Raw genomic sequence first — 24976 nt, forward strand, 5'->3', positions numbered from 1 at the left:
TTTAGCGGGCGGCCGAACGATGGAAACGCTCGATGCCGAGATCGCTGATGCGGGTCTGGGTGCCGCCATTGACGATCAGCTCCGCCATCACGGCACCAGCGCCGGGCCCGAGCTGGAAGCCGTGCAGCGAGAAGCCGAACTGGTGATAGAGGCCCTTATGTCGCGAACTCGGGCCAAACACGGGAATGTCGTCCTTCATCTTGGCCTCGATGCCGGCCCAGGCGCGCACGATGGTGGCGCCGCGCATCACCGGGAACAGCTCGAACACGGTACGGGCGCTGATGGCGAGGCTCTTCCAGTCCAGCACCGTCTCGTTGCGATCCTGATAGGACGTTGCCAGATGGCCGCCGCCGATCAGCACGGTACCGTTCTTGAATTGCTTGAAGGAGAGCTTTCGTCCGCGCAGGATCACGACGGGGTCGATGAAATGCGGCACGCGCGAGGTGATCATCAGCATCGGCGCTACCGTCTCGACCGGCACCGGCTCGCCAAGCGCGGCAGCGATCTTGCCGGCCCAGGCGCCGGCGGCATTGACGAGAACCGGCGCGGCGTAGCTATCGGAGCCGACATCGACGTGCCAGAGGCCATCGCTGTAGCGGATATTACCGGCGGCCACGCCTTCGCGCACGGTAGCGCCGAGTTGCTCGGCCTTGCGGCGGAACGCCGTCGTCGTCTGCGCCGGATTGGCCGCGCCATCGCGGCGCGACACCACGCCGCCGGGGCAGGTCTCGGCGACCGCCGGCACGAGACGCCGGAGTTCGCTCGCGTCGATCAACTCTTCATGGGTGAAGCCGAGCGCGTTGAGCTCGGCCACGCGCGCGCGGCAGACCGCAAGCTCTTCCTCATTCTCCGCGACCAGCACCTGGCCGTGGCTCTCAAAACTGCAATCGTCGTCGAGGAGATCGTTGATCTTTTCCCAGATCCCCATCGAGCGGATCGAGAGTGGGATTTCGGGGATGTGCCGCGCCAGCTGACGGACGCCGCCGGCGTTGACGCCGGAGGCGTGACGACCGGCGTAGTCTTTCTCGATCAGCACCGGCTTCAGGCCGGCGAGACACAGATGGAGCGTCGTCGAGCATCCGTGGATGCCGCCGCCGATGACGATCGCATCCACGTTCGTGGTCATCCGCGCACCACCGCCTTGACGTCTTCTTCCGTTTTCGGGACCGCGGCGAGCTCGGCGAGGGTGATCGGCTTCACCGGTGCGCGCAGCCGGTAGTAGCCGATCTCCTGCGGAGTCTTGCCGCGCGCCTGCGCCATCAATTCGGTCACGGTGAGACCGCAGAGCCGGCCCTGGCATGGACCCATGCCGGTACGACGATAGGCCTTGAGCTGGTTCGGCCCGGTCGCGCCGATCGCAACGGATTCGAGCACGTCGTTGGCGGTCACCTCCTCGCAGCGACAGACGATGGTATCGCCCGAGGGAATGCGGAACTGCGGCGCCGGGCGAAACAGCGTGTCGAGAAAAACGCGGCCGCGCTCGGCCTTGGCAAGATCGCGGCGAAGCGTCGCCAGCGCGGGCAGCTTCGCAGCAGCGGCGGGCGCCAGTGCTTCCACCGCCGCACGGGCCGCGATGCGGCCACGCACCACCGCGGCATTCGCGCCGCCGATGCCGGCACCGTCGCCGGCGATCGCAATACCGGCAACCGACGAAGAACCGTTCGCATCCAGCACGGGTGACCAGCACAATTGCAGATCATCCCAGCGATGCTCGATGCCGGCCGACATCGCTAGATTGACGTTGGGCACGACGCCCTGATGCAGAAGCAACAGATCGACAGCAATGGTCTCGCGTTTGCCACCCGCGACGTAGCTGACGCCGGCGAGTTGGCCCTCGCCGGCCGCGGCAAGCTCTGTGACGCCGGAGACGACCTCGACCTTCGCCTTCACCTCGCGCATCATCGACAGGCCCTTGGTGAAATAGGGCGAGGTGAGGAACGCGAAGGCGTGCGGCAGCGCGGCGAGATAGTTGCCGCGTTCGGTGGTGTCGAGGATGCGATCGATGCGGCCGCCGAGGCGCAGGATCTGTGCGGCGAGCAACCAAAGCAGAGGCCCCTGCCCTGCGATAGCAGTGCGGCCGTCAGGCACCAGCCCCGACGACTTCAACATGGTCTGGGCCGCGCCCGCGGTCATCACGCCCGGCAGCGTCCAGCCAGGAATTGCGAACGGCCGCTCCAGTGCGCCCGTCGCCAGGATCACGCGCTTCGCCTTGACGAAAGCGGAGGCGCCGCCGATCGAGACGGCGATATCGAGATTGCGGTCGAGGCTCCAGACCGTGGCGCGGTGGATGACCTCGGCAGTGCTTGCGCGCAACGACTGCACGAGCTCGGCACCGACCCAATAATCGGCGCCGAGCTGGCTGCGATCGGTCACCGGCGTTGAGGAGATGGCGCGGAACACCTGGCCGCCAGGGCCGGCGTTCTCGTCGAGCAGCAGCGTCGACAGGCCAGCTTCGGCAGAGGTCGCAGCGGCCGCAAGGCCCGCGGGCCCCGCGCCGATCACCACGACGTCGTAGTCTTCGCGCTTGGGAGCAACGCTCATCTTCCGATCTCCCGCTTGCCCTTCTGGATCTCGATCTGCATGCCCTCAGCCACTGGCACGAGGCAACCCTGCCGGTTGCCGACACCGTCGATGGTGACGAGACAGTCGAAGCACACGCCCATCATGCAGTAAGGCAGCCGCGGCGCACCGCTGACTGCCGTGGAACGCCGTGCGTCCTGGCCGGAGGCCAACAACGCAGCGGAAACGGTGTCGCCCTCCCGCGCCGCGACGACGACGCCGTCGACGAAGATCTGCACTGGAGGACGCTTGTCCTGTTCGGATCGTCTAAACATGGGATGCCTCGTGGCTCCTTAAGTATCTTTAGTAGCCGCTGTTGTTCGCAGCGCCGGCGCCGCCGAAGCGGCTGGCCGAAAACGCACCGACCAGCTCCGGCTCGAGCGCGCCCTGCGCGACCATGCGCGCAATCTCGAAGGCATGGTTGGAGGCGAGCGTCACGCCGGAATGGCAGCAGGCGACGAAGGCGCCGGGATGCGTCTCCGACTGGTCGTAGATCGGAAAGCCGTCCTGAGGCATGACGCGGATGCCGGACCAGCTCCTGACCACGTTGAGTCGCGACAGGTGCGGAAACATGCGCTGCGCGCGATCAGCCATCACGCCGCTGATCGAAGGCTTCAGCGTACGATCATCCAGCTCGTCTTCCTTGCTGTCGCCGATCATCACCGTGCCTTCGTCGGTCTGACGGATCGTGGTGAGGGGATGCGGCAGGAACGGCATGGTGCGTTCGGTCACGACGACCTGGCCACGGGTCGGCCCCATCGGCGCGTAGAGGCCGACCATCGGCGCCAGCGTCTGGTTGGCGTTGCCGGCAGCGAGCACGATTTTAGCGGCGCGAAGCTCGCCTTTCGGTGTGGTCAGACGGAATTCGCCGCCGCTCTTGCTGATCGCCGAGACCGGACGCTCCGGAAAATAGTCGATACCGAACGCCTTGAAGCCGGTATGGAAGGCACGGAACGTCCGCAGCGAATTGACGTGGCCATCGAGCGGGCAATAGCTGCCGCCAGAGACTTCGGGCCCGATCAGCGGCAGCGCCGTCTTGATCTCGGAGGGGCGCAACATCTCCATCTTGTAGTCGGCGGCGCCGGTCTGGTTGTGCATGCGCTTGACCAGCTCGGTGCGCTGGCCGAATTCGTCCTCGCCGAGCGTAAGGTGAAAGCCGCCGTTCTGCTGAAGCACGACGTCGAGCCCGGTCTGCTGTTTCAGTTCGGACGCCAGCCGGCCCCACGCCTGCGAGGCCTGCACGGTCCAGACCGTGTAGGCCGGCATGCCGAGACCCTTGCTCTGCACCCACACCAGCGCAAAGTTCGCTCGCGAGGCGCGCTTGGTGATGTCACCTTCGTCGAGCACGGCCACGCTCTTGCCGAGCCGGCCGAGGCCCCAGGCGATGGCGGAGCCGAGCAATCCGCCGCCGGCCACGGCGACGTCGTATTCTCTAGACATTGGTTCTCCTATCGCCCGGCATCGCCCTTGCCGGCGAGCACGCGGTCGAGCCCGTAGAAGCGGTCGAGCAGAATGAGGGCGGTCATGGTGACAGCGATCACGCAGGCCGAGACCGACGTCACCAGCGGATCAATGTTGTCCTGGATATAAAGGAACATGCGAACGGGCAATGTCTCGGTGCCGGGCGCGGCGAGGAAGACGGTCATGGTGAGATCGTCGAACGACTGGATGAAGGCAAGCGCCCAGCCGCTGATGACGCCGGGCAGGATCAGCGGCAGGGTGACGCGGCGGAATAGCGTCCAGCCGCCGGCGCCGAGCGAGACCGCCGCCATCTCGACCGTGCGGTCCATGCCGGTCGCCGCCGCCAACGTCAGCCGCAGCGCGAACGGAAACACGATGATGACGTGCGCGATGATCAGCGCCGCAAAACTGCCGCCGAGGCCGGCCGAGGTGAAGAAGCGCAGGAAGGCGATGCCGAGCACGACATGCGGGATCATCAGCGGCGACAGGAAGAGTGCCGCTAGCGCATCGCGGCCGCGGAAACGATAGCGCGCGATTGCCAGCGCCGCCGGCACCGCGAACAACAGCGACACGAAGGACGAAAGTGCGCCGAGCCCGAGGCTAACCCAGAAGGCGTGGATAAATTCTGGATACTGGGCAATCGCCCTGAACCAGCGCAGCGAAAAGCCGTTGGTCGGCAGCGACAGAAAGCCTTCGGGCGTGAAGGCAACGAGGCAGACCACCAGGATCGGCGCCACCATGACGATGACGAAGATGGTGTGGAAGATCAGCGCGAGCGGGCCGTTCCGCCTCATCGGAACACCTCCGCATAGCGGCGTTCGATCAAGGCATTGCTGCCGACGACAATCAGCACCAGCGCGACCAAGAGCAGCGTCGCGACCGCCGCGCCGAGCGGCCAGTTCAGCGTGTTGAGGAACTCGTCATAGGCCAGCGTCGCCGCGACCTTGAGCCGGCGGCCGCCGATGATCGCAGGTGTCGCGAAGGCGCTGGCCGAGAGCGAGAACACAATGATCGCGCCCGACAGCACGCCCGGCATGATCTGCGGCATGATGATGCGGCGGATGATGGTGAGCGGTCGCGCGCCGAGCGACATCGCGGCATTCTCGATCTGCGGATCGAGCCGCTGAAGCGCCGCCCATACCGACAGCACCATGAACGGCATCATCACATGCGCGAGCGCGACCACCATGCCTGTTTCGGTGAACATGAAGGGAATGGGGGAACGGATCGCGCCGAGCGTCATCAGGAGTTTGTTGACGAGACCGTTGTTGCCGCCAAACAGCAGCGCCCAGCCGAGCGTGCGCGCCACCACGGAGATCAGCAGCGGGCCGAGAATAACGAGCAGGAAAAAGCTCTTCCAGCGGCCGCTCATGCGGTTGAGGATGTAGGCTTCGGGAGCGCCGAGCAATGCGGTGAGCAGCGTGGTCAGGATCGCGATGCGAAAGGTCCGCCAGAACATTTCGGCATAGTAGGGATCGGTCGCGATCTCCTTCCAGTTCTTCAGGATGAAGACCGGCTCGATGCCCTTGTACTGGCCCCAATCGTGGAACGACAGCATCACGGTCATCGCCAGCGGGATCAGCAGCACGCCGACGAACAGCATCAAGGCGGGCGCCGTCAGCGCCCACGGCACACGTACACTGCGCTCCTCGGCGGCCATGCTCATGCGCCAGCCCTCGCGCGAACGCTCATGTCCTCGGGACGCCAGGTCAAGCGAACCGCCTCGCCTTCGGCCGGCTGCGCCGTGCCGTCATTCTGACGGATCACGATCGCCGGGCCGCATTCGCTGTCGCACTGGAACAGCCAGTGATTGCCCTGGAAGATGCGCGTGACGATTCTTGCGTTAAGGCCGGCATCGCCGAAGCCGATGCGTTCGGGGCGAATGCTGACCGTGACTGCACCGTTCAGGCCAGCGGGCGCCAGTGCGCTCCACGAACCAGCGACGATCCGCACGGGTGCCGCGGTTCGATCGATCGTTCCGGCGAAATCGTTGGTCTTGCCCAAAAATTGCGAGACGAAGGTCGAGGCCGGCTTCTCATAGGTCTCCTGCGGCGTGCCGATCTGCTCGATCTTGCCCTGGCTCATCACCACGATGCGGTCGGACAGCGACATCGCCTCGTTCTGGTCGTGGGTGACGAGGATCGTGGTGGTGCCGATAGTGCGCTGGATCTGGCGCAGCTCGATCTGCATCTCTTCGCGCAGTTTTGCGTCGAGATTCGATAGCGGCTCGTCGAGCAGCAGCACGCTCGGCTTGATCACCAGGGCGCGAGCCAGCGCCACGCGCTGCTGCTGTCCGCCGGACATGCGACGGGGATGGCGGTCTTCGTAGCCGGCAAGACCCACCATCGCGAGCGCCGCGCGGACGCGCTCGGCCCGCTCATTGCCCGACACATTGCGCATCTCCAGACCGAAGGCGACGTTCTCCGCCGCAGTCATGTGCGGAAACAGCGCGTAGCTCTGGAACACGATGCCGAGCCCGCGCTTGGCGGGGTGGACCGCCGTCAGGTCCTTGCCCTCCAGGCGGATCATGCCGCCCGTGGGATCGAGGAAGCCCGCGATCATCTGCAAGGTCGTGGTCTTGCCGCAGCCGGAGGGGCCAAGGAAGGAGATGAACTCCCCCTTGCCCACCGCCAGACTGAAGTCATCGACCACGGTCGTGGTACCGAACTGCTTAGAGACCCGATCGAGCTCGAGATAGGCCATACGCTGTCTCCGCTGCGAACGATCAGATCAGCGCTCGACCTCGCGATTCCAGCGTTTGGTCCACTCCTCGCGCTTCTCGTTGATGGCGGTCCAATCAGGATTATAGAGCTTGGCCGCGCGCTCGCCGATCGGCGCCATCTTGCCGAGGTCCGGCGGCACCTTCAGCGATTTCAGCACCGGGCCGTAGCCGTAGTCCCTCAGCATCACGAGCTGGATTTTTGGATCGAGCAGCATCTTGACGAAGCTCGATGCCAGCGGCGAGGCGTTGGGCTTTGCGATCGGACACGCCGTCGTCAGCAGGGTCGCGGCGCCTTCCTTCGGATAGACGAAGTCGACGGGGAAGCCGGTATTGGCAAAGCTCTGCACACGGCCCGTGCCCCACACCGCGATGACCGCCTGGCCGGACTGGAACAGCTCGGTCATCTTGCCCGGCGACGGCTCATAGGCGAGCACGTTCGGATTGATCTCTTCCTTGAAGATCTTGAAGCCGGAATCGACGTTGGACTCGCCGCCGCCGTTCATCTTCGAGAGCATCACCAGCGCTTCGAGACCATAGGTGTTGTTGATCGGCGGGATCACGAGCTGCTTTGCGTATTTCGTGTCCTTCAGATCATTCCAAGAGGTCGGCGGTGCCCAGCCTTTCTCCGCGAACACCTTGGTGTTGTACATCAGGCCCGTGGCGACGATGCCGATGGCAACCGCGCGATCGTCCTTGAAGCGCGCGGTATCGTAGAGATCGGCGGCCGGCAACCCGTCGAGCTTGCCGCAGAAGCCGAGCTGGATCGCCTGGTACATCGGGCCATCATCGACGATGGCGACATCGATCTGCTGGTTGCCCTTCTGCGCCTGCAGCTTTGCAAGCGTGTCGGTGGAGTTGCCGGCGACGTACTCGACCTTGACGTTGTTCTCCTTCTCGAAGGTCGGGATCACCTCGTCGCGGATGGTCTTCTCGAACGAGCCGCCATAGCCGGCGACATAGAGTGTCTTTTGCTGGGCCGAGACGGCCGAGGGGATGGCGATGAGCGCTGCGATGCTGACTGCGGTCAGAAGGCGGAAAGTCTTCATGTGGACCGATCTCCAATACCGGAATGAGGTGACGTGCCGACAATTCGCTGGCTGAGCACCCTTCCGCATTTCCTTCCGCACCGATCCCCTTTGAAGCAGGGCTCCGGCCCCTGCTCGACGGGTTTTGACGCGATCTGGGGTGTTTTGGGCCCCATCTGCCGAAAAAGCGGTCTGTCTTCAGCTCTGATGAAAAAGATCGCAAACCCCAGCTTCCATCGTCCAATGAATAATGGCACCCTCTACATGCCTAAATGTTATGAATGGGATTTGCATGGCGCGGATCAATTCGCGGCAAGTGGAGGCTTTCCGGGCAATGATGCTGACCGGCAGCGTCACCGAAGCGGCGACGCTGATGGCAGTGACCCAGCCTGCGGTCAGCCGGTTGCTGCGTGACCTCCAGGCGCTGCTGAAGATGGAGCTGTTCGAGCGGCGTGGCACCGGCCTGGTGCCGACCGCCGCAGCGATGGCGCTCTACACCGAAGTGGAGCGCTCCTTCGTTGGCCTGGAACGCATCACCGCGGCCGCGGAAGAAATCCGCGGTCGTCGCACCGGCTCGCTGCGGATCGCGGCACTTCCGGCGCTGTCGAACGGCTATTTGCCGCGGCTCACAGGTCACTTCCTGAAGGAGCGGCCGAACCTCAACCTCGCCTTCTTCGGCGTGATCTCGCCGATCGTGGTCGATTGGGTGCTGAACAACCAATGCGACGTCGGCTTTGCCGAGGTGCCGATTGCGCATTCGGGACTGCCGAGCCAGAAGCTGCCCGCACCCGCCCGCGTTGCGGTGCTGCCAACCGGTCATCGTCTCGCGGAAAAAGAAGTCTTGGAGCCACGCGACTTCGAGGGCGAGACATTCATTTCGCTCTCGGCGGGATCCTCGAGCCGGCACCTCGTCGACCAGATCTTCCATCGTCACGATGTCCGCCGCGTGCTGCGGGTTGAGACCGCACTGTCCGAGATCATGTGCGGCATGGTGTCGTCGGGGCTGGGAGTCGCGATCTGCGATCCCTTCACCGCGCAGGAATTCTCCACCCGAGGTGTCATCGTGCGCCGCTTCCTGCCGCGCATCGACTTCGAGTTCTCCGCGGTGTTTCCGGCGCAGCGCAGCCCCTCGCCGGTGGCGCTCGATCTGGTCGAGACCATGCGCAAGTCGCTCGCGGAGTTCGAGAGCTAGCCGTTGAACGCGGCCTGCGCCTCCGGCAGGTCCCAGATCTTACCGATTGCAGCGGTGCCTGCGGCCGTGATCGCAGCCTCATCGGCGCCGACGTAGCGTCCCTCATCGACAAGCACACGGCCATCGACCATGACCTGGTCGATATTGGCGCGGTTGGCGAGCGCGATCAGCGCACGGCGCGGATCGAACAGAGGCTGGAGATGCGGATGGGTGAGATCGACGACGGTGAGATCGGCGGTGGCGCCCGGCTCGATCCGACCGAGGTCCGGCCGCTTGATGACGTCCGCGGCGACTGCCGTGTTCGCCTCGATCAGCTCCGGCGAGTTCGCGACATCGGCGCGTTGCGAGGTGACCTTGGAGATCAGCGAGGCCGCATTGAGCTCGCCGAGCAGGTCCATGTTGTAGCCGTCGGTGCCGACCACCGTGCGGACGCCATGCTCCGCGAACCGGCTGAACGCAGCGGTCACACCGGCACGTGCAAATACACGCGGGCAGTTCAACACGGTCATGCCGCGCGCGGCCATCAGCTTGAGATCGTCGTCGCTGCTGAACATGCAATGCGCCGCCATGAGATCGGGCGCAAGCAGGCCGAGCCAGTCCAGGTACTCCGCCGGCGTGCGGCCGCCATAACGTTTGCCGATGGTCTCGACCTCGGCGCGGCTCTGCGCCATGTGAGTCGTGATAGGCACGCCAAGCTCGCGCGCCCGCGTGGCGCAGGCCTTCAAGAGATCGGGACCGCAGGTGTCGGTGGCATGCGGGCTTATCGCGAGCGAGATGCGGCCATCGCCGCGATTGTTCCAGCGGTGGTAGAGCGCGTCCCACGTCGCCATGTCGGCGGCACCGTCGTCGCCGGAATAGCGCACCACGCCGTCGGGGCCGGCCTTGGCGTCCGAGGTCGAGAACAGATAGGGCGCGCCGTAGAAGCGGATGCCCATCTCTTCCGCCGCGTCGAACATCTCGGGAATCGAGTTGCGGAACGGCTCCATCACCGTGGTGGCGCCGCCCGTGAGCAGCTGGAGGATGCCGAGCCGCGCCACCGCGAGACGTTCTTCAGGCGACAGGATCTCAGCGCCACGCTTGGTGAGCGGCAGCAGCACCGTGTAGACGATGCTCTGATTGTTCTTGCGGCCGTTGCCGTCCTCGCTGTGGCTGCGCGCCACCGCTTCGGAGAAGCAATGATTGTGCAGGTTCAAGAGGCCCGGCAAGACGAAGCGGCCGGGGCGATCGTAGACCACGTCCGCACTCGGCTTGTCGCGCGTGATTGCCGCGATCTTTTTGCCTTCGACCAGGACCCAATGGTCGCGCAGCACGTCCTGCGCGCCGTCCTTGCGTGACAGCACATAGCTCCCGAAGATTGCTGTGGTGCTCATGTGGGACGTACGTTCCAGAACACGGCGGTGCCGTCGAGAATGCCGGTGATGGCTTTGCGATAGGCGGTCGGCTGCCTATACAGGCCGATCGGAATATAGGGGATTTCCTCGAACGCGACCGCCTGGATCTCGCGGCAGATGCGCTGCTGCTCGGCAAGCTCCGAGGCCGCCAGCCACTGGCTGCGCAACGGCCCCATCTTCTCGCTCGCGTACCAGCCGGCGACCTTGCCTTCGCCGCGGATGTTGGTGTTGCCGGCCGGGTTGAGCCAGTCGATGCCCTGCCAGTTGCCGACTGCCGCGCTCCAGCCGCCCTGCCCAATCGGGTCCTTCTTGAGCTGGCGCTGCAACACGACGGCGAAATCGAGCCCGGCATATTCGACGTTCATGCCGGCCTTGCGCAGCGAATCCACCGCGATCTCGCCGAGCGGTTTTTGCGCCAGTGAATTGGTGGGAACGAGCAACACGATCTTCTCGCCATTGTAACCGGCAGCCTTCAAACCAGCCTTGACCTTGTCGTAGTTTCGCGGACCGCGGAACACGTCGAGGCCGACCTCGTTCGCCATCGGGGTATCAGGCGCGAAGAAGCCGATCGGCGACACCTGGAAGGCCGGATCGGTGCCGGCGACCGCGGTCATGAAAGCGGACTGGTCGATCGCGCCGAGCAGCGCACGGCGGATGGCGGGATTGTCGAGCGGCGGCTGGAGATGATTGAGGCGCAGCATGCAGGCATAGCCGCGGGGATCGAGGATGCGTGTCTCGATGTCGCCGGCAGCCCTGATGATCGGCAACAGATCGTTCGGCGTGGTCTCCTGCCAATCCTGCTCGCCGGTCTGGAGCGCGGCGACGCCGGTGCCGGCGTCGGGCGTGGTGGTCCAGACCACGCGGTCGTAATGCACGATCTTCGGACCCGCGGTCCAATCCGGCTTGCCGTCGGTGCGCGGCTGGTAGCGCTCGAATTTGGCATAGGCGTTGCGGGCGCCCTGCACGCGTTCGTCGGCGAGATAGCGGAACGGGCCACTGCCGACGACTTCGGTCAGCGGCTTGAACGGATCCTGGCTCGCGAGCCGCTCCGGCATCATGAAGCAGGCATTGATCGCGGCCTTGCCGAGCGCCTGCGGCAGCAGCGGGAACGGGCGCTTGAGACGGAAGCGGATGGTGCGGTCGTCCACGGCCAAGAGCTCGGCGGTCGCCTCCATCAGCTCGCCACCGAAGCCGTCGCGCGCGGCCCAGCGGCGGATACTGGCCACGCAGTCGCGCGCCAGCACGCGCTCGCCGTCATGCCAAAACAGGCCGTCGCGCAGCGTCAGATCCCACTGGAGCTGGTCGCCGGAGATGACGTGGCCCGACAGCATCTGCGGCGAGACCTGGAGCGAAGAGCTCATGCCGTAGAGCGTATCGTAGACCATGAAGCCATGGTTTCGCGACACCTGCGCGGTCGAGTAGATGGGGTCGACGAAGGCGAGATCGATGACGGGGATGAAGCGCAGCGTCGACTGCGATTCGGCACGCACGATGCCCGGCAATGAGAGCGCCGGCATCCCTGCGGCGGCCTTGAGGAGCGAGCGGCGGGAGATCGGCATTCCAAGAGCTCCTGAAGGTAACCTACGTATTCAACAAGACCGCACCGATCGCGACAGCGACCGCCTGTTGCGCCGGCTCGACCACGGGCACGCCGATGGCGTCCGAGATCGCGGCGCGGTGCGAGGCCATTCCCGCACAGCCCATCACCAAGACATCGGCACGATATTGCGTGACCAACGCACGGCCGGCTTCGATCAAGCGTCCGCGGATGTCGGCACTCGCCGTCTCGGCCGCGCTCGCGCCTACCGACCAGCTTCCGCCATAACGGCTGTCGACGCCCATGACCCGTGCCATCCGCTGCTGGCGGCGAATGCTCGAGGGCGATAGCGCGATGATGCCGAAACGCTCGCCCAGCATCAGCGCGCGGAAGATGCCGCACTCGGCAATGCCCAACACCGGGCGCCCGCCCGCCGCCTCGCGCACCGCATGCAGGCCCGGATCGCTAAAGCAGGCGAGCACGAAGGCATCCGCGTCATCGCGCGACACACGGTTGACGAGCGGCATCACCGCGCTGTCGGCATCGCGCTGCGAGCTGATGCTCGGCGGCCCCTCGGCAAGACCGACCACCTCGATGTCAGGTCCGCCTGATGTCCGGAGCGGCGCGACCGCGTCGTCGATCGCCGCCGTCACCGACGCCGAGGAGTTGGGGTTGATGACGAGGATGCGGCGACGGGTCATGGCACTTCTCAACGGTTGGCGGCCTCGTGGCGCAGGAAGTTTTCCGCGATCCTTTCGCCGGTGGTGATCCAGACGTCAGGGCAGGACTTTGCGTAGGTCAGAAACTCGCGCAACAGGCGCAGCCGCATAGGGCGGCCGCTGCATTGCGGATGCAGCACCGTCGTCACCATCGCACCCCAGTCGCGAACCTCATCCAGCTCGTCCTTCCAGATCGAGAGCACGTGCTCCTTGGGGAAGATCGAGCGCGGGCTGAAGCGGGCCGAGAGGCCATGCATCCAGTCGTCGTAGCTCGCAGTGACCGGCAGCTCGATCGTGCCGGGCTTGCCGTCGGCGAGGCGATGACGATAGGGCCGCACGTCGTCGCGGAACGACGACGTGTAGACGATGTCGTGACGCACCAGCGCGACGCGCAGCTCCTCGGTGAACTCGCCGTAAGGCGCCCGATAGCCGGTCGGCTTCACGCCAAGCCGGCGCTTCAGCGCCTCGAAACCGCGCTCCAGCTCCTCCTCGATCCAGGGATCGCCGGGATCGGGCAAGAGATGGTGATAGCCGTGGTGGCCGATCTCGTGGCCGGCCTTGAGGATGGATTCGGCCATCGCCGGATGCGCGTCGACCGACCAGCCCGTGACGAAGAACGTCGCCTTGAGATCGAGCTGGTCGAGCAGCTCCAGAAGCTTCGGCGTGCCGACCCGCGCCTCGTAGCCGCCATAGCTCATGGTGATGAGCCGCTGCGCATGCACCGCGTCCTTGCTGGTCCAGGCGCTCTCCGCGTCCACGTCGAACGACAGGAACATCGCCGATCTGTACGGCTTCGGCCAAGGATATTCCGGCGCGGGATCCGCGGTGTTGGCTGGGGTGAGCGGGATGCTCTGGAGTGCCTTACTGTCCAGCATTGATGGTCGCCTCTTCTATTCCGTTGTCGTTCAATTTCCATTTCGCCAGCAGCGTACGATAGGTTCCGTCGGCGATCAGCGCGTCGAGTGCTTCGACGAACGCCTGCTGCAACGCCTTTTCCTTGACCGGCAGTGCGATGCCCGTGAACTGCGTTGCGAAGGCAGCGCCGACCGGCGCATAGGCGTTCGGCTCGAGATCCATCAGATAGGGCAGCGTCTCGTTGCCCTGCACAGCGGCGTCGATCCGGCCCTGCTTGAGCTGGGTGCGCGCATCGGCCGAGCCGTCGGTGCCGACGAACTGGATCGGATTGCTGGAGCAATTCTTCTGGCTCCACTTGTCAATTTCGGTCGGAAACATCGTGCGGCGGCTGGCGCCAACCTTCTTGCCGCAAAGCGACGCCATGTCCTTGAACTCGGACGCGCGGGACTGCTGCACGAAGAATTTTGGACCGCTGCGCAGATAATCGACGAAGGAGGCGATCTCGTGCCGGCTGGCATAGTCGGTGAAGCCGGACAGGATCGCATCCACGCGGCCCGTCGAGATCGACGGCATAAATTCGGCAAAACTGGTCTCGGTCCATTCGATCTTGACGCCGAGCTTGCGCCCGAGCGCCTCGCCGAGATCGACATCGAAGCCCGACAGCGCGTTGTTGGCGGGATCGCGGAACTCCATTGGCGGATAGTTCGGCACCAACGCCACCTTGATGCTGCCGCGCTTGGCGATGTCAGGCGGCAGTTCGACCGCCAAGGCCGATACGGTCATGGCGCCGAACAGCGCCGCGGCAACCAAAACTCTCTTCATCAACATGCCCCCATTTCAGATCACAGCCGAAAGAAACGCCTTGGTCCGCTCCTCGCGCGGCGTGCCCAGCACATCCGCAGCGCGGCCCTGCTCGACGATCGCGCCCTGGTCCATGTAGACGACGCGGTCGGCAACCTCGCGGGCAAAGCCAAGCTCGTGCGTCACCACCATCATGGTCATGCCGCTCTTCGCAAGCTCCTTCATCACCGCGAGCACCTCGCCGACCAGCTCAGGATCGAGCGCGCTGGTCGGCTCGTCGAACAGCATCAGCATCGGCTTCATCGCGAGCGCGCGCGCAATGGCGACGCGCTGCTGCTGGCCGCCGGAGAGCTGCATCGGATACGAATCCGCCTTGGCCGACAGCCCGACGCGCCGGAGCAACTCCAGCGCCTCGGCGCTAACCTCATCTGGCTTGCGGCCCTGCACCTGGAGCGGCCCTTCGGTGATGTTCTCCAGCGCGGTCTTGTGCGGAAACAGGTTGAAGCGCTGGAACACCATGCCGGTCTTCAGCCGCTGCCGCCCGATCTCGCGCTCGGAAAGCCGATAAAGCCGCTCACCCTGCTCGCGCACGCCCAGGAGCTCGCCATCGAGCCAGATGCCGCCGCTATCGATGATTGCGAGCTGGTTGATGCAACGGAGCAGCGTGGTCTTGCCCGAGCCGGAAGCACCGATCAGGCACATCACCTCGCCGGGCCAGACGTCGAGCGAAACATTCTTGAGAGCCTTGAACTCTCCAAAATTCTTGCTGACGGAGCGGATCGCGACGAGGGGCTTTGTCATCGGGCAAACTGCGTTGTGCCGCGCGCAAAACGGCGTTCGAGCAGCATCTGGAGCGGCGTCAGGATCGAGACGACGAGCAGGTACCAGAGCCCGGCGACGATCAGGAGCTCGATCACTCGGGAGTTGGCGTAATAGATGTTTTCAGCGTTGTGCAGCACTTCCGGATACTGGATCACGCTGGCCAGCGAGGTCGCCTTCACCATGCCGATGAACTCGTTGCCGAGCGGGGGGATCACCACGCGCATCGCCTGCGGCAGGATGATCCGGCGCAGAGCGCGCAGCCGCCCCATGCCGATCGCCTGCGCCGCTTCATATTGCCCGATATCGACCGACAGCATGCCGGCGCGCATGACTTCGGACGTATAGGCGCCCTGGTTGATGCCGAGCCCGAGCAGCGCGGCAAGGAACGGCGTCATGACGTCGACGGCACGCGCGCTCCACAGGCCGGGAATGCCGATGGCCGGAAACACCAGCGCGAGGTTGAACCAGAGCAGCAATTGCAGGATCAGCGGGGTGCCGCGGAACAGCCAGGTGTAGCCGGCCGCGACCGTCTTCAGCACCGGATTCGGCGACAGCCGCATGATCGCAACGACGATGCCGAGGACAATGCCGAGCACCATCGCCAGCACCGCCATCACCATGGTGTTGACGATACCTTCGAGGATCACCTTTGCAGTGATGAAGCGACTGACATAGGACCATTCGATCTGGCCATTGGCGAAGGCGCGCGCGATCGCCGCCAGCACCAGGACGATCAAGGCCGCGCTGATCCAGCGAAACCAGTGCGGCTCGCGCGCAATCGGCATTCCCGAGAGATCGGGAAAACCCTCCGCGAGTGCCGGCGCCGGCTTCATTGCGGCGCCGCGTTCAGCATGGGCTGAGTGACCATATTCGCACCCAGGCCCCATTTGTCGAGGACGGCCTTGTAAGACCCGTCGGCGATCATCGCCGCGAGCTTCTCCGTCACGACCTCACGAAGCGCGGCATCGTCCTTGCGGAACATGATGCCCTGGTAGCCTTTGGCAAAGGCCTCGCCGACGATGCGGTATTTGCCGGGCTCCTGCGTCTGCGCATAAGGCAGCGTCTCGCTGCCCTGCACGGCGGCGTCGATGCGGCCCTGCTTGAGCTGGTTGCGCACGTCGATCGAGTTCTCGCCCGGCACGTATTGGATGGCTGGCTTGCCGGCCGCCTCGCAATTCTGCTTGCTCCACTTCTCGATCTCGACCGGGAAGCTGGTACTGCGTGTGGTGCCGACCTTCTTGCCGCAGAGATCTGTGGCGGCCTTGGCGTCACTCTCCGCCATCACGAAGAACTGCGGTCCTGTCGTCAGATAGTCGACAAAATCGGCGGTCTCACGACGCGAGGCGCGGTCGGATATCCCCGAGATGATGAAATCGGCACGCTTGGTTTGAAGCGAGGGGATCAGCTCGGCGAACGGGGTCTCGCTCCAGACGATCTTGAGGCCGCCGAGCCGCTTGGCAAGCTCATTGGCGAGATCGATGTCGAGCCCGACCAGCTCGTTGCTAGCGGGATCGCGATATTCCATCGGCGCGTAGGTGGAGTTGACCGTGAGCTTGAGCACGCCCGCCTGCTTGATCTCAGCCGGAAGCTCGGCGGCTTGTACTGAGGTCACTGCAGCCAGCGTTGCGAAGGCGAGGAAATGCGAGAGGCGTGTCATGTCAGCTCCTTCAACCTTTTCCTTGACCGAACCATTGCCAGCGCCATGCCAAATTCAGTCTGCGTCGAGGACGGCCGGCTCGATGACGCCGGCGCGCTCGGTGATCACCCTGTATTGCTCGGGCCGCCGGTGGGCGGCGAAATTGAACATCTTGTCCTTGCCCTGGCGGCAGAGGTCGAGATCGATGTCAGCGACGATGACCTCGTCGGTCAGCGTCGCGGCCTGGGCGACGATGCGGCCGTTGGGATCGACGATGCAGGAGCCGCCGATCAGCCCCGAGCCGTCCTCGTCGCCGGCCTTGGCCACCGAGATCGCCCAGGTCGCGTTCATGTAGGCGTTGGCCTGCGTCACCAGCGTCGAGTGGAAGGTGCGCAAGGAGGCATCTTCCGTGGTGCCGCCATTGGGATCGTAGGCCGCCGAATTGTAGCCGATGCAGACGAGTTCGACGCCTTGCAGGCCAAGAACGCGCCAGGATTCCGGCCAGCGCCGATCATTGCAGATCATCATGCCCATGATCGCATGGGCCCAGGCCGAGCCGGCGCGGAAGGCCGGAAAGCCGAGATCGCCATATTCGAAGTAGCGCTTCTCGAGCTGCTGGTAGCGTGCGCCCGCGCGCGGCTCGACCGAGCCAGGCAGATGCACCTTGCGGTAACGGCCGAGGATCTCGCCGTCGCGATCAACCAGGATGGCGCAATTGTAACGACGGCCGTCGGGGGTCAGCTCGGCATAGCCAACATAGAAGCCGACACGCAGCGCACGGGCACGATCGAACAATTTGGCCACGGCCGGGTTCGGCATGCCGTGCTCGAAATAGCGGTCGAGCGCCTCGCCCTCCAGAAGCCAGCGCGGAAAGAAGGTGGTGAAGGCGAGCTCGGGAAAGACCACGAGGCTGGCGCCCCGGTTCGCCGCTTCCTCCAGCATGTTCAGCATCCGCGACAGCGTGTGCTCGCGCGTGTCAGCTTTTTGCGTCGGCCCCATCTGGGCGGCGGCGGCGCGAAGGACACGAACCAAGATTGCCTCCAATCTGTGCGCAATGCTGCCTCAATGGGCTAGTGAACCCTTTGATCCAGCGTGCAAATCCTGAGGCATTAGGCGCAAGGCGGGCTGCAAATGCAATTCATCGTGCTATGATCTTTTGGCCCAGAATATAAATGCTAGTGATATGAACCTGCGCCAGCTCGAGATCCTGCGTGCCGTCATCCGCCACCGCACTACGGTGGCGGCGGCCGACGAGCTGGCCCTGTCGCAGCCGGCAGTCAGCAACGCGCTGAAGACGATGGAGGCGCAGGCGGGCTTTGCACTGTTCGAGCGCGTCAACAACCGGCTGTTTCCCACTGCAGAGGCGATGGCGCTCTACAAGGAGAGCGAGGCAATCTTCGCGCTTCACGCCAAGCTCGAGAACCGCGTGCGCGATCTGCGCGAAAACCGCGCCGGACATCTCGCCATCGTGGCGACGCCGCCGCTCGCCTACAGCATCATTCCTTCCGCGCTGTCCGGCTTCCTGCGCCGCCGCCCGGAGACGCGCGTGTTCTTCGACGTGCGGCGCTACGAGGGCATCATCGAAGGCGTGCTCAGCCGCGTCGCCGAGCTCGGCTTCGCGCTTGGGCTAACGCATCACCCGGGTATCGCGCATGAAGTGGTGCACACCGGCGAGATGGTCTGCGTGCTGCCGCCGCAGCATCCGCTCGCAGGCAAGCCTGTTATCTCAGCCTCTGATCTCTCCGGCCTGCCCTTCATCGGGCTCGAACGCGGCACGCGGCTTGGAGAGGCCGTGCGCGACAGTTTTGCGCGCGCCGGCGCGCCGTTCCGGCCGAGCGTCGAGGTGCGCTATTGCAATACGGCCTGCGTGCTCGCAGCCGCCGGCGTCGGCGCCGCCGTGGTCGACCCCTTCTCGCCGCGGCAGAACGGCGGGCACGGCCTTGTGGTCCGTCCGTTCATACCGACGACACGCGCGGTCGCCTATATGCTATGGTCGGAGGCCGAACCGCTGTCGCGTCTGGCGAAAGCCTTTCTCGGCGAAATCCGCAAGGAGAGCGCGCTTCTGGCGCGCGCAGCGCCACACCAGCAAGATGGGGCAGGAAGCGACTGAGCTTACCTTTGACCTGAGGGGCATATGGCACGCATCACCATCATCGAGACCGGGCAGGTCCCACCAAAATATCGCGAGCAGCATGGCTCCTTTCCGGACATGTTCGAGCGCATGGTCCGCGCCGAGGATCCGACCGCGGAGGTCGACGTCGTCAGCATCCCGAACGGCGATGCGCTGCCCGATCCGTCCAAGCTTGAGGCCGTGCTGATCACCGGCGCTGCTGCGGGCGTCTATGACGGGCTCGACTGGATCGCGCCGCTGGAAGATTTCGTCCGTAGTGCCTATGCCAACAAGACGCCGATGGTCGGTGTCTGCTTTGGCCATCAGTTGATCGCGCAGGCGCTCGGCGGCACCGTGCGCAAGTCCGACAAGGGCTGGGGCATCGGCCGGCATGTCTATCAGGTGCTGCCCGAGAACGGTGTCGTCGACGGCGAAGCGGTTGCCATCGCCTGCTCGCATCAGGACCAGGTGATAGAGGCGCCTGATGATGCGCTGACGATCCTCTCATCCGAATTCACCCCGCATGCCGGCCTGCTCTACGCCAACGGCGCAACGCTGACGGTGCAGCCGCACCCGGAGTTCGACGTGGGATTTGCCCAGGTGTGCTGCGAGCTGCGCGACGGCAAGGCGCCGGAGGATGTTGTTGCCACCGCCCGGGATTCACTGGCGCAGCCGCTCGATAACGCGAAGCTTGGTGGAGCGATTACCAGGTTCCTGGCGAAGCGCTGAGTTTCACCTCGCCCCGCTTGCGGGGAGAGGTCGGATCGCTCTTGCGATCCGGGTGAGGGGGAGCCTCCGCAGGTCTCGCTGCCATCATTTGCGCGGTGAAAGCCCCTCACCCCAACCCTCTCCCCGTAAGAACGGGGAGAGGGAGAGGAAGGCATCTCAAAACGGTTCCGTCCCCAGCCCTGGCACGTCCGCCGGCCGCGGCCCGGGCGCCGGCCAGTGAAACCGGCGATCCTTCTCCGCAATCGCGATGTCGTTGATTGACGCCTCGCGCCGGCGCATCAGGCCGTGCTCGTCGAACTCCCACTGCTCGTTGCCGTAGGAGCGATACCACTGGCCGCTTGCGTCGTGCCATTCGTACTGGAAGCGCACCGCGATGCGGTTCTCGTCGAAGGCCCAGAGATCCTTGATCAGGCGATAATCCTGCTCCTTCTCCCATTTACGGGTGAGGAACGCGACGATGGCCTCGCGGCCCTGGAACACTTCCGAGCGATTGCGCCACCGGCTGTCCTCGGTATAGGCGAGCGAAACGCGCACCGGATCGCGCGAATTCCAGGCATCCTCGGCCATGCGCGCTTTCTGCGCGGCGGTCTCTCGGGTGAAGGGCGGAAGTGGCGGGCGCGACATGGGGGCCTCATCGGGTTGCGGGGCCGCAATCTATCCCTGCACGCGATGGAGTCGAGAGGCGATCGCCTATCGGGCAATCACGAAATCAGATCGGCCTTCATCAGAGTGCGGATCGACTTCGGGATCGGCTGCGCGCGGCCACCGCTGATGAAGGCGACACGCACCTCCGCCTTGACCAGCACGTCCTCGCCGCGCCGCACCTCCTGCGCCAGCAGGATCGATGCCCCCTTCACCGCAACCGGCCAGGTTACGACGTCGAGCACATCGTCCATCCGCGCGGGCTTGAGAAAGTCGAGATGCATCGAGCGCACGACGAAGGCGAAGCCGGCGCCTTCGGTCTCGGGCTGGTCGAACAGAGCCTGCTGTTCGGCGCCCATCAGCCGCAGATGATTGGTCCGTCCACGCTCCATGTAGCGCAGATAATTGGCGTGATAGACGATGCCGGAAAAATCCGTGTCCTCGTAGTAGACGCGGACCTGCATGTGGTGGCGGCCATCGCGGATCTCGCCGTCGAGATGAGCTGTCACGTCGCGAGCCTCTTCGCTTGTCGCTAGAGGTCCGTTTTGCGCAAAAACGGCCGGCAGCGCAAGCGCGGCTAGGACACGGTTTCCACCGGCGCCCGCCCCAGCGTCACCTCGACAATCTCCGGCGGCACGCCGACGCGGACCGGAATGATGCTGCAACCGAGGCCGCCGGAGATGACGACGTCGCACTTCAGCCGCAGATGGCCATAGACGAGCGGAACGCCATGCTGCCGCGGAAGCGCCGGCGACCAACCGAGCAAGCGGACTTGTCCGCCGTGGGTGTGACCGGACAGCTGCAGCGCAACGCGCGCGGGCACGCGCGTCGCGATATAGGGCTCATGCGCGAGCAGAACGATCGGCGCATCGTCGGTGATCTTTGCCAGCGTCGCATTGAGATCGTCGGCCCCGAAACTCCGCGCGTGGCCATAGCGCGGCCCCGGAACGTAAGCGAGCTGATCGCCGAGGCCCGCGAGCCAGAACGAGCGGCCATCCTTGGTGAGACGCGCAACATCGTTCTCGTAAACGGGAATGCCGGCCGCCTCCAGCGCACGATGTGCGACCGTCGGCCCGTGCCCGGCGCGCTGTACGACCTTGTCGTCCCAATAGTCGTGATTGCCCATGACGGCGTGAACACCGAGCGGCGCCTTCAGGCCAGCCAACGGCCTCGCCCACTCTGCGGCCGGGATGATGCGCGTGACGTGGTGATGGCCGGCAACATAGTCGCCGAGCAAAGCGATCAGATCGGGCTTGATCGCGTTGGTCTGGTCGACGATGGCCTCGATCCGCTCCAGCGACATCCAGGGATCGCAGGCGTGGATGTCGGCGATCACGGCGATCTTCAGCGGCAAGTCCACAGGCCATTGCCGCGGCGTCGGATGGTAGCGCGTGATGCGCGGCCGCAGTTCCGGCTCGACGCCGACGCCATAGGCGGCCGTCGAGATGCCGAGTGCCGAAAGGCCGCCGACGGAACGGATGAGATGACGCCGAGAGATCATAGAAGCCTGCTGGTGATGTGCTTCCGTGATGCGGTTTGAATGGAGCGAAATTGGGGTGCGCTTGTGCAGATCATCTGCACAGGATTACCGAAAGTTCATGACGGCCGGAGCAATGCGCGTTACCGCAAATTACTCGTCGCTCTCGTCCGTGCCAAACAGGCCAAACTGGGCCGCGGCATCGCGCGATGGCTCGGCGATACCCAGATGACGAAAGGCGTGCGAGGTGAGCAGGCGGCCGCGCGGGGTGCGCTGCAAATAGCCACACTGGATCAGATACGGCTCGATGATGTCCTCGATCGCATCGCGCGGCTCGGACAACGCCGCGGCCATCGTCTCCACGCCAACCGGGCCGCCGCCATAGTTCGTCGCGATGGTCGTGAGGTAGCGCCGGTCCATGGCGTCGAGGCCGGCGGCATCCACTTCGAGTGCGCTCAGCGCATGATCAGCGATCTTGCGATCGATCTTGTCGGCATTGGCAGCGGAGGCGAAATCGCGCACGCGACGCAACAGGCGCCCTGCGATACGCGGCGTGCCGCGAGCACGGCGCGCAATCTCGTTGGCGCCATCGGCGCTCATGCCGACATTGAGCACGCGCGCGCCGCGGGTGACGATGCTCTCCAACTCCTCGATCGTATAAAAGTTGAGCCGGATCGGAATGCCGAAGCGATCGCGCAGGGGATTAGTGAGGAGGCCGGCGCGCGTGGTGGCGCCGACGAGGGTGAATTTGGACAGCTCGATCTTGACCGAGCGCGCCGCGGGCCCTTCGCCGATGATGAGGTCGAGCTGAAAATCCTCCATCGCGGGATAGAGCACTTCTTCCACGGCAGGGCTCAGACGATGAATCTCGTCAATGAAGAGCACGTCGCGCTCTTCGAGATTGGTGAGGAGAGCTGCGAGATCGCCGGCCTTGGCAATCACGGGGCCCGACGTGGCACGAAAGCCGACGCCAAGCTCTTTCGCCACGATCTGCGCCAGCGTGGTCTTGCCAAGACCGGGCGGCCCGACGAACAGCACGTGATCCAACGCCTCGCCGCGCTTGCGCGCCGCTTCAATGAAGATCGAGAGATTCTTGCGCGCCTGCTGCTGGCCGACGAAGTCGGACAGCGATTGCGGGCGTAGCGCGGTGTCGCCGACGTCGTCGCTGCGGCGCTCGGGCGAAACCATGCGGTTGGCCTTGGGATCGCTCACTTCGAGAGTTCCTTCAAGCCAAGACGAATGAGCTGCGCCGTTTCGGCGTTCTCACCGGCGCTACGCGATGCCGATGCGATCGCCGCAGCCGCTTGCGGCTGACCGTAGCCAAGATTGACCAGCGCGGAGATCGCATCCGCGACGGGCCGCGGCGCGCGCTGGTCGTCGACGGCGCCGGCGAGGTGCACGACGGCGGGATCGACATTGGCGAAGGCCGGCGCCTTGTCTTTCAATTCGGTAACGATGCGCTCCGCGACCTTCGGCCCGACGCCGGGCGTGCGCGCCACCGCGGCCTTGTCGCGCAGAGCAATCGCATTGGCGAGATCGGCCGGCGCCAGCGTGCCAAGCACCGCGAGTGCGACCTTGGCGCCGACGCCCTGCACGGTCTGCAGCAGCCGAAACCATTCACGCTCCTGGTCGGTGCGGAAGCCGAACAGTTTGATCTGATCCTCGCGGACATAGGTCTCGATCGACAATACGGCCGCCTCACCTGGCGATGGCAAGTGCTGCAAGGTGCGAGAGGAGCAATGCACCTGATAGCCGACGCCGCCGACGTCGAGGATGACAAAATCTTCGCCGTAGGAATCGATCAGGCCCTTGAGCTTGCCGATCATAGTCCCGCCACCTTCAGCCGCAGCGCCGTGCTCTGGCGGTGATGGGCGTGGGTGATGGCGATGGCCAGCGCATCCGCGGCGTCAGCCGACGGCGGTTCGGCCTTGGGCAGCAATATCTTCAGCATCATGGCGATCTGCTGCTTGTCGGCGTGCCCGGCGCCGACCACCGTCTTCTTCACCTGGTTCGGCGCGTATTCGGCGACGGAGATCCCGAACATTGCGGGCGCCAGCATGGCGACGCCGCGGGCCTGGCCGAGTTTCAGCGTCGCGACGCCGTCCTTGTTCACAAAAGTCTGCTCGACCGCCGCTTCCGTCGGCCGGTGGCTGGAGAGAATGGCCGCGAGCCCTTCATGGATCGCCAATAACCGGCTGGACAACGGCAAATCGTCCGGCGGTTCCACCGAACCGCAGGCGACGTAGATCAGACGGTTGCCCTCAGCCTCGATCACGCCCCAGCCGGTGCGGCGCAGGCCGGGATCGATGCCGATGATGCGAATGGGTTGGCGAATCGGGAGCGCGGTCATGGGCCAGTGATAGCGGTTGGCCCATGATAGCGAAACAGAAACAGAACAGAAGTCCCCCGGGGAAAGGCGGCTAGAGCCCTACCCGCCCATCTTGGCGACCAGCGCGTCCGAGATCTCGAAATTGGCGTAGACGTTCTGGACGTCGTCGTGCTCGTTGAGCAGGTCCATTAGCTTCAAGAGCTTCTCACCGGTCTCGTCGTCGACCGCGACCGTGTTCTGCGGCTTCCAGATCAGCGCGGCCTTGCGCGGCTCGCCGAACTTGGCTTCCAGCGCCTTGGCGACGTCGCGATAGCCTTCGGTCGATGCGTAGATCTCGTGGCCGCCCTCACCCGAGACCACGTCGTCGGCACCGGCCTCGATCGCGGCATCGAGCACCGAATCGTCATCGGCGACGCTGCGGTCGTACTCGATGACGCCGGTGCGGTCGAACATGAAGGAGACCGAGCCGGTTTCGCCGAGATTGCCGCCGGATTTGGTGAAGAAGGAGCGGATGTCGGAGGCGGCGCGGTTGCGGTTGTCGGTCAGCGCCTCGACGATGACGGCAACGCCGCCGGGGCCGTAGCCCTCGTAGCGGATCTCGTCATAGTTCTCGCCGTCGTTGCCGAGCGCCTTCTTGATGGCGCGCTCGATATTGTCCTTCGGCATGTTCTCCTGCCGGGCGGCGATCACGGCAGCGCGCAGGCGGGGGTTCATGGCGGGATCAGGCGTGCCGAGCTTGGCGGCGACGGTGATTTCCCGCGCCAGCTTGCCGAACAGCTTCGACTTCTGGGCATCCTGCCGCCCCTTGCGGTGCATGATGTTCTTGAATTGGGAATGTCCGGCCATGCGTGATCTTCTCTAGGGAATCGTGCGTCAAAGGTGAGCGTGGGGAAGCGCGGCGTTATAGGCCGCCAACCCACCGGAATGAAAGAGTTTCTCATACTTTAAGGTAAGATCGTAGAGGCCTTT

27 protein-coding genes are annotated in these 24976 nt (G+C 64.8%); 3 read left to right on the forward strand and 24 right to left on the reverse strand.

Annotated elements, in window-relative coordinates:
• Position 1: 1 nt before the first annotated feature.
• From L6639_RS17680 to L6639_RS17715, 8 genes are read right to left on the reverse strand one after another with little or no spacing between them, the layout of a single operon-like run.
• Positions 2-1126: an NAD(P)/FAD-dependent oxidoreductase gene (locus L6639_RS17680; protein ID WP_237863000.1), complete on the reverse strand. Its 1125-nt coding sequence runs from the start codon at positions 1124-1126 to the stop codon at positions 2-4.
• Positions 1123-2541: an NAD(P)/FAD-dependent oxidoreductase gene (locus L6639_RS17685; RefSeq protein ID WP_237863001.1), complete on the reverse strand. Its 1419-nt coding sequence runs from the start codon at positions 2539-2541 to the stop codon at positions 1123-1125. The genes L6639_RS17680 and L6639_RS17685 overlap by 4 nt, the downstream gene beginning before the upstream one ends.
• Entirely contained in the window at positions 2538-2834 is a 297-nt protein-coding gene (locus tag L6639_RS17690) for a (2Fe-2S)-binding protein (RefSeq protein WP_237863002.1), read from the reverse strand. Before L6639_RS17690 ends, L6639_RS17685 begins: the two co-directional genes overlap by 4 nt.
• A gap of 28 nt (positions 2835-2862) precedes the next feature.
• Positions 2863-3999, reverse strand: coding sequence for an NAD(P)/FAD-dependent oxidoreductase (locus L6639_RS17695; RefSeq protein ID WP_237863003.1), 1137 nt, complete (start codon positions 3997-3999; stop codon positions 2863-2865).
• An 8-nt stretch (positions 4000-4007) separates the two neighbouring features.
• A complete protein-coding gene (locus tag L6639_RS17700; protein ID WP_237863004.1) occupies positions 4008-4814 on the reverse strand; it encodes an ABC transporter permease in 807 nt (268 codons plus the stop codon).
• Positions 4811-5686, reverse strand: a complete 876-nt coding sequence (locus tag L6639_RS17705; RefSeq protein ID WP_237863005.1) for an ABC transporter permease — start codon at positions 5684-5686, stop codon at positions 4811-4813. The genes L6639_RS17700 and L6639_RS17705 overlap by 4 nt, the downstream gene beginning before the upstream one ends.
• Complete coding sequence (locus L6639_RS17710) at positions 5683-6723, reverse strand: ABC transporter ATP-binding protein (RefSeq protein WP_237863006.1); 1041 nt, start codon at positions 6721-6723, stop codon at positions 5683-5685. The genes L6639_RS17705 and L6639_RS17710 overlap by 4 nt, the downstream gene beginning before the upstream one ends.
• Before the next feature lie 27 nt (positions 6724-6750).
• Complete coding sequence (locus L6639_RS17715) at positions 6751-7788, reverse strand: ABC transporter substrate-binding protein (RefSeq protein WP_237863007.1); 1038 nt, start codon at positions 7786-7788, stop codon at positions 6751-6753.
• A gap of 271 nt (positions 7789-8059) precedes the next feature.
• On the opposite strand from L6639_RS17715, the gene L6639_RS17720 reads away from it, so the two are divergent.
• A complete protein-coding gene (locus tag L6639_RS17720; RefSeq protein ID WP_237863008.1) occupies positions 8060-8959 on the forward strand; it encodes a LysR substrate-binding domain-containing protein in 900 nt (299 codons plus the stop codon).
• Here L6639_RS17720 and L6639_RS17725 read toward each other — a convergent pair.
• From L6639_RS17725 to L6639_RS17765, 9 genes are read right to left on the reverse strand one after another with little or no spacing between them, the layout of a single operon-like run.
• A complete protein-coding gene (locus tag L6639_RS17725; RefSeq protein ID WP_237863009.1) occupies positions 8956-10329 on the reverse strand; it encodes an amidohydrolase family protein in 1374 nt (457 codons plus the stop codon). The genes L6639_RS17720 and L6639_RS17725 overlap by 4 nt on opposite strands.
• Positions 10326-11909 (reverse strand): ABC transporter substrate-binding protein, encoded by a 1584-nt coding sequence (locus L6639_RS17730; protein WP_237863010.1) that lies wholly within the window; start codon positions 11907-11909, stop codon positions 10326-10328. The genes L6639_RS17725 and L6639_RS17730 overlap by 4 nt, the downstream gene beginning before the upstream one ends.
• 22 nt (positions 11910-11931) lie before the next feature.
• Positions 11932-12588, reverse strand: a complete 657-nt coding sequence (locus L6639_RS17735; RefSeq protein WP_237863011.1) for an aspartate/glutamate racemase family protein — start codon at positions 12586-12588, stop codon at positions 11932-11934.
• Positions 12589-12596: 8 nt separating this feature from the next.
• Entirely contained in the window at positions 12597-13481 is an 885-nt protein-coding gene (locus L6639_RS17740) for a polysaccharide deacetylase family protein (protein WP_237863012.1), read from the reverse strand.
• Positions 13468-14283 (reverse strand): ABC transporter substrate-binding protein, encoded by an 816-nt coding sequence (locus L6639_RS17745; RefSeq protein ID WP_237863013.1) that lies wholly within the window; start codon positions 14281-14283, stop codon positions 13468-13470. Before L6639_RS17745 ends, L6639_RS17740 begins: the two co-directional genes overlap by 14 nt.
• Positions 14284-14298: 15 nt before the next feature.
• Positions 14299-15063 carry an amino acid ABC transporter ATP-binding protein gene (locus L6639_RS17750; protein ID WP_237863014.1) on the reverse strand — a complete coding sequence of 255 codons (765 nt, stop codon included), beginning with the start codon at positions 15061-15063 and terminating at the stop codon, positions 14299-14301.
• A complete protein-coding gene (locus L6639_RS17755) occupies positions 15060-15917 on the reverse strand; it encodes an amino acid ABC transporter permease (RefSeq protein ID WP_237863015.1) in 858 nt (285 codons plus the stop codon). Before L6639_RS17755 ends, L6639_RS17750 begins: the two co-directional genes overlap by 4 nt.
• Positions 15914-16741, reverse strand: coding sequence for an ABC transporter substrate-binding protein (locus tag L6639_RS17760; protein WP_237863016.1), 828 nt, complete (start codon positions 16739-16741; stop codon positions 15914-15916). The genes L6639_RS17755 and L6639_RS17760 overlap by 4 nt, the downstream gene beginning before the upstream one ends.
• 54 nt (positions 16742-16795) lie before the next feature.
• Entirely contained in the window at positions 16796-17752 is a 957-nt protein-coding gene (locus tag L6639_RS17765) for an N-carbamoyl-D-amino-acid hydrolase (protein WP_271607867.1), read from the reverse strand.
• A gap of 151 nt (positions 17753-17903) precedes the next feature.
• Between L6639_RS17765 and L6639_RS17770 the strand changes: the two genes are divergently transcribed.
• Positions 17904-18830 (forward strand): LysR family transcriptional regulator, encoded by a 927-nt coding sequence (locus tag L6639_RS17770; RefSeq protein ID WP_237863017.1) that lies wholly within the window; start codon positions 17904-17906, stop codon positions 18828-18830.
• A gap of 24 nt (positions 18831-18854) precedes the next feature.
• Positions 18855-19559, forward strand: a complete 705-nt coding sequence (locus tag L6639_RS17775) for a type 1 glutamine amidotransferase (protein WP_237863018.1) — start codon at positions 18855-18857, stop codon at positions 19557-19559.
• A 156-nt stretch (positions 19560-19715) separates the two neighbouring features.
• On the opposite strand, the gene L6639_RS17780 is transcribed toward L6639_RS17775, so the two are convergent.
• From L6639_RS17780 to L6639_RS17810, 7 genes are all read right to left on the reverse strand, one after another.
• A complete protein-coding gene (locus L6639_RS17780; protein WP_237863019.1) occupies positions 19716-20183 on the reverse strand; it encodes a nuclear transport factor 2 family protein in 468 nt (155 codons plus the stop codon).
• Between the two features lie 77 nt (positions 20184-20260).
• Positions 20261-20710: a tol-pal system-associated acyl-CoA thioesterase gene (ybgC, locus tag L6639_RS17785; protein ID WP_237863020.1), complete on the reverse strand. Its 450-nt coding sequence runs from the start codon at positions 20708-20710 to the stop codon at positions 20261-20263.
• A gap of 68 nt (positions 20711-20778) precedes the next feature.
• Positions 20779-21702 (reverse strand): metallophosphoesterase, encoded by a 924-nt coding sequence (locus L6639_RS17790; RefSeq protein WP_237863021.1) that lies wholly within the window; start codon positions 21700-21702, stop codon positions 20779-20781.
• A 129-nt stretch (positions 21703-21831) separates the two neighbouring features.
• Positions 21832-22890, reverse strand: a complete 1059-nt coding sequence (gene ruvB, locus L6639_RS17795) for a Holliday junction branch migration DNA helicase RuvB (protein ID WP_128949819.1) — start codon at positions 22888-22890, stop codon at positions 21832-21834.
• Positions 22887-23504, reverse strand: coding sequence for a Holliday junction branch migration protein RuvA (gene ruvA, locus L6639_RS17800; protein ID WP_237863022.1), 618 nt, complete (start codon positions 23502-23504; stop codon positions 22887-22889). The genes ruvB and ruvA overlap by 4 nt, the downstream gene beginning before the upstream one ends.
• Entirely contained in the window at positions 23501-24028 is a 528-nt protein-coding gene (gene ruvC, locus L6639_RS17805) for a crossover junction endodeoxyribonuclease RuvC (RefSeq protein ID WP_237863023.1), read from the reverse strand. Before ruvC ends, ruvA begins: the two co-directional genes overlap by 4 nt.
• Positions 24029-24106: 78 nt before the next feature.
• Positions 24107-24853, reverse strand: a complete 747-nt coding sequence (locus L6639_RS17810; protein WP_237863024.1) for a YebC/PmpR family DNA-binding transcriptional regulator — start codon at positions 24851-24853, stop codon at positions 24107-24109.
• Positions 24854-24976 lie beyond the last annotated feature (123 nt).

This window comes from Bradyrhizobium zhengyangense (assembly GCF_022012555.1).
GTDB classification, from domain to species: Bacteria; Pseudomonadota; Alphaproteobacteria; order Rhizobiales; family Xanthobacteraceae; genus Bradyrhizobium; species Bradyrhizobium zhengyangense.

Bases quoted from the DNA above. Each gene is read 5' to 3' on its own strand.
- L6639_RS17685 (WP_237863001.1), bottom strand. From the start codon at position 2,541: ATGAGCGTTGCTCCCAAGCGCGAAGACTACGACGTCGTGGTGATCGGC.
- L6639_RS17700 (WP_237863004.1), bottom strand. From the start codon at position 4,814: ATGAGGCGGAACGGCCCGCTCGCGCTGATCTTCCACACCATCTTCGTC.
- L6639_RS17790 (WP_237863021.1), bottom strand. From the start codon at position 21,702: ATGATCTCTCGGCGTCATCTCATCCGTTCCGTCGGCGGCCTTTCGGCA.
- L6639_RS17725 (WP_237863009.1), bottom strand. From the start codon at position 10,329: ATGAGCACCACAGCAATCTTCGGGAGCTATGTGCTGTCACGCAAGGAC.
- L6639_RS17690 (WP_237863002.1), bottom strand. From the start codon at position 2,834: ATGTTTAGACGATCCGAACAGGACAAGCGTCCTCCAGTGCAGATCTTC.
- ruvA (WP_237863022.1), bottom strand. From the start codon at position 23,504: ATGATCGGCAAGCTCAAGGGCCTGATCGATTCCTACGGCGAAGATTTT.
- L6639_RS17810 (WP_237863024.1), bottom strand. From the start codon at position 24,853: ATGGCCGGACATTCCCAATTCAAGAACATCATGCACCGCAAGGGGCGG.
- L6639_RS17680 (WP_237863000.1), bottom strand. From the start codon at position 1,126: ATGACCACGAACGTGGATGCGATCGTCATCGGCGGCGGCATCCACGGA.
- L6639_RS17710 (WP_237863006.1), bottom strand. From the start codon at position 6,723: ATGGCCTATCTCGAGCTCGATCGGGTCTCTAAGCAGTTCGGTACCACG.
- L6639_RS17760 (WP_237863016.1), bottom strand. From the start codon at position 16,741: ATGACACGCCTCTCGCATTTCCTCGCCTTCGCAACGCTGGCTGCAGTG.
- L6639_RS17730 (WP_237863010.1), bottom strand. From the start codon at position 11,909: ATGCCGATCTCCCGCCGCTCGCTCCTCAAGGCCGCCGCAGGGATGCCG.
- ruvC (WP_237863023.1), bottom strand. From the start codon at position 24,028: ATGACCGCGCTCCCGATTCGCCAACCCATTCGCATCATCGGCATCGAT.
- L6639_RS17715 (WP_237863007.1), bottom strand. From the start codon at position 7,788: ATGAAGACTTTCCGCCTTCTGACCGCAGTCAGCATCGCAGCGCTCATC.
- L6639_RS17740 (WP_237863012.1), bottom strand. From the start codon at position 13,481: ATGCTGGACAGTAAGGCACTCCAGAGCATCCCGCTCACCCCAGCCAAC.
- L6639_RS17705 (WP_237863005.1), bottom strand. From the start codon at position 5,686: ATGAGCATGGCCGCCGAGGAGCGCAGTGTACGTGTGCCGTGGGCGCTG.
- L6639_RS17770 (WP_237863017.1), top strand. From the start codon at position 17,904: ATGAACCTGCGCCAGCTCGAGATCCTGCGTGCCGTCATCCGCCACCGC.
- L6639_RS17745 (WP_237863013.1), bottom strand. From the start codon at position 14,283: ATGAAGAGAGTTTTGGTTGCCGCGGCGCTGTTCGGCGCCATGACCGTA.
- L6639_RS17735 (WP_237863011.1), bottom strand. From the start codon at position 12,588: ATGACCCGTCGCCGCATCCTCGTCATCAACCCCAACTCCTCGGCGTCG.
- L6639_RS17775 (WP_237863018.1), top strand. From the start codon at position 18,855: ATGGCACGCATCACCATCATCGAGACCGGGCAGGTCCCACCAAAATAT.
- L6639_RS17780 (WP_237863019.1), bottom strand. From the start codon at position 20,183: ATGTCGCGCCCGCCACTTCCGCCCTTCACCCGAGAGACCGCCGCGCAG.
- L6639_RS17695 (WP_237863003.1), bottom strand. From the start codon at position 3,999: ATGTCTAGAGAATACGACGTCGCCGTGGCCGGCGGCGGATTGCTCGGC.
- L6639_RS17750 (WP_237863014.1), bottom strand. From the start codon at position 15,063: ATGACAAAGCCCCTCGTCGCGATCCGCTCCGTCAGCAAGAATTTTGGA.
- L6639_RS17755 (WP_237863015.1), bottom strand. From the start codon at position 15,917: ATGAAGCCGGCGCCGGCACTCGCGGAGGGTTTTCCCGATCTCTCGGGA.
- L6639_RS17720 (WP_237863008.1), top strand. From the start codon at position 8,060: ATGGCGCGGATCAATTCGCGGCAAGTGGAGGCTTTCCGGGCAATGATG.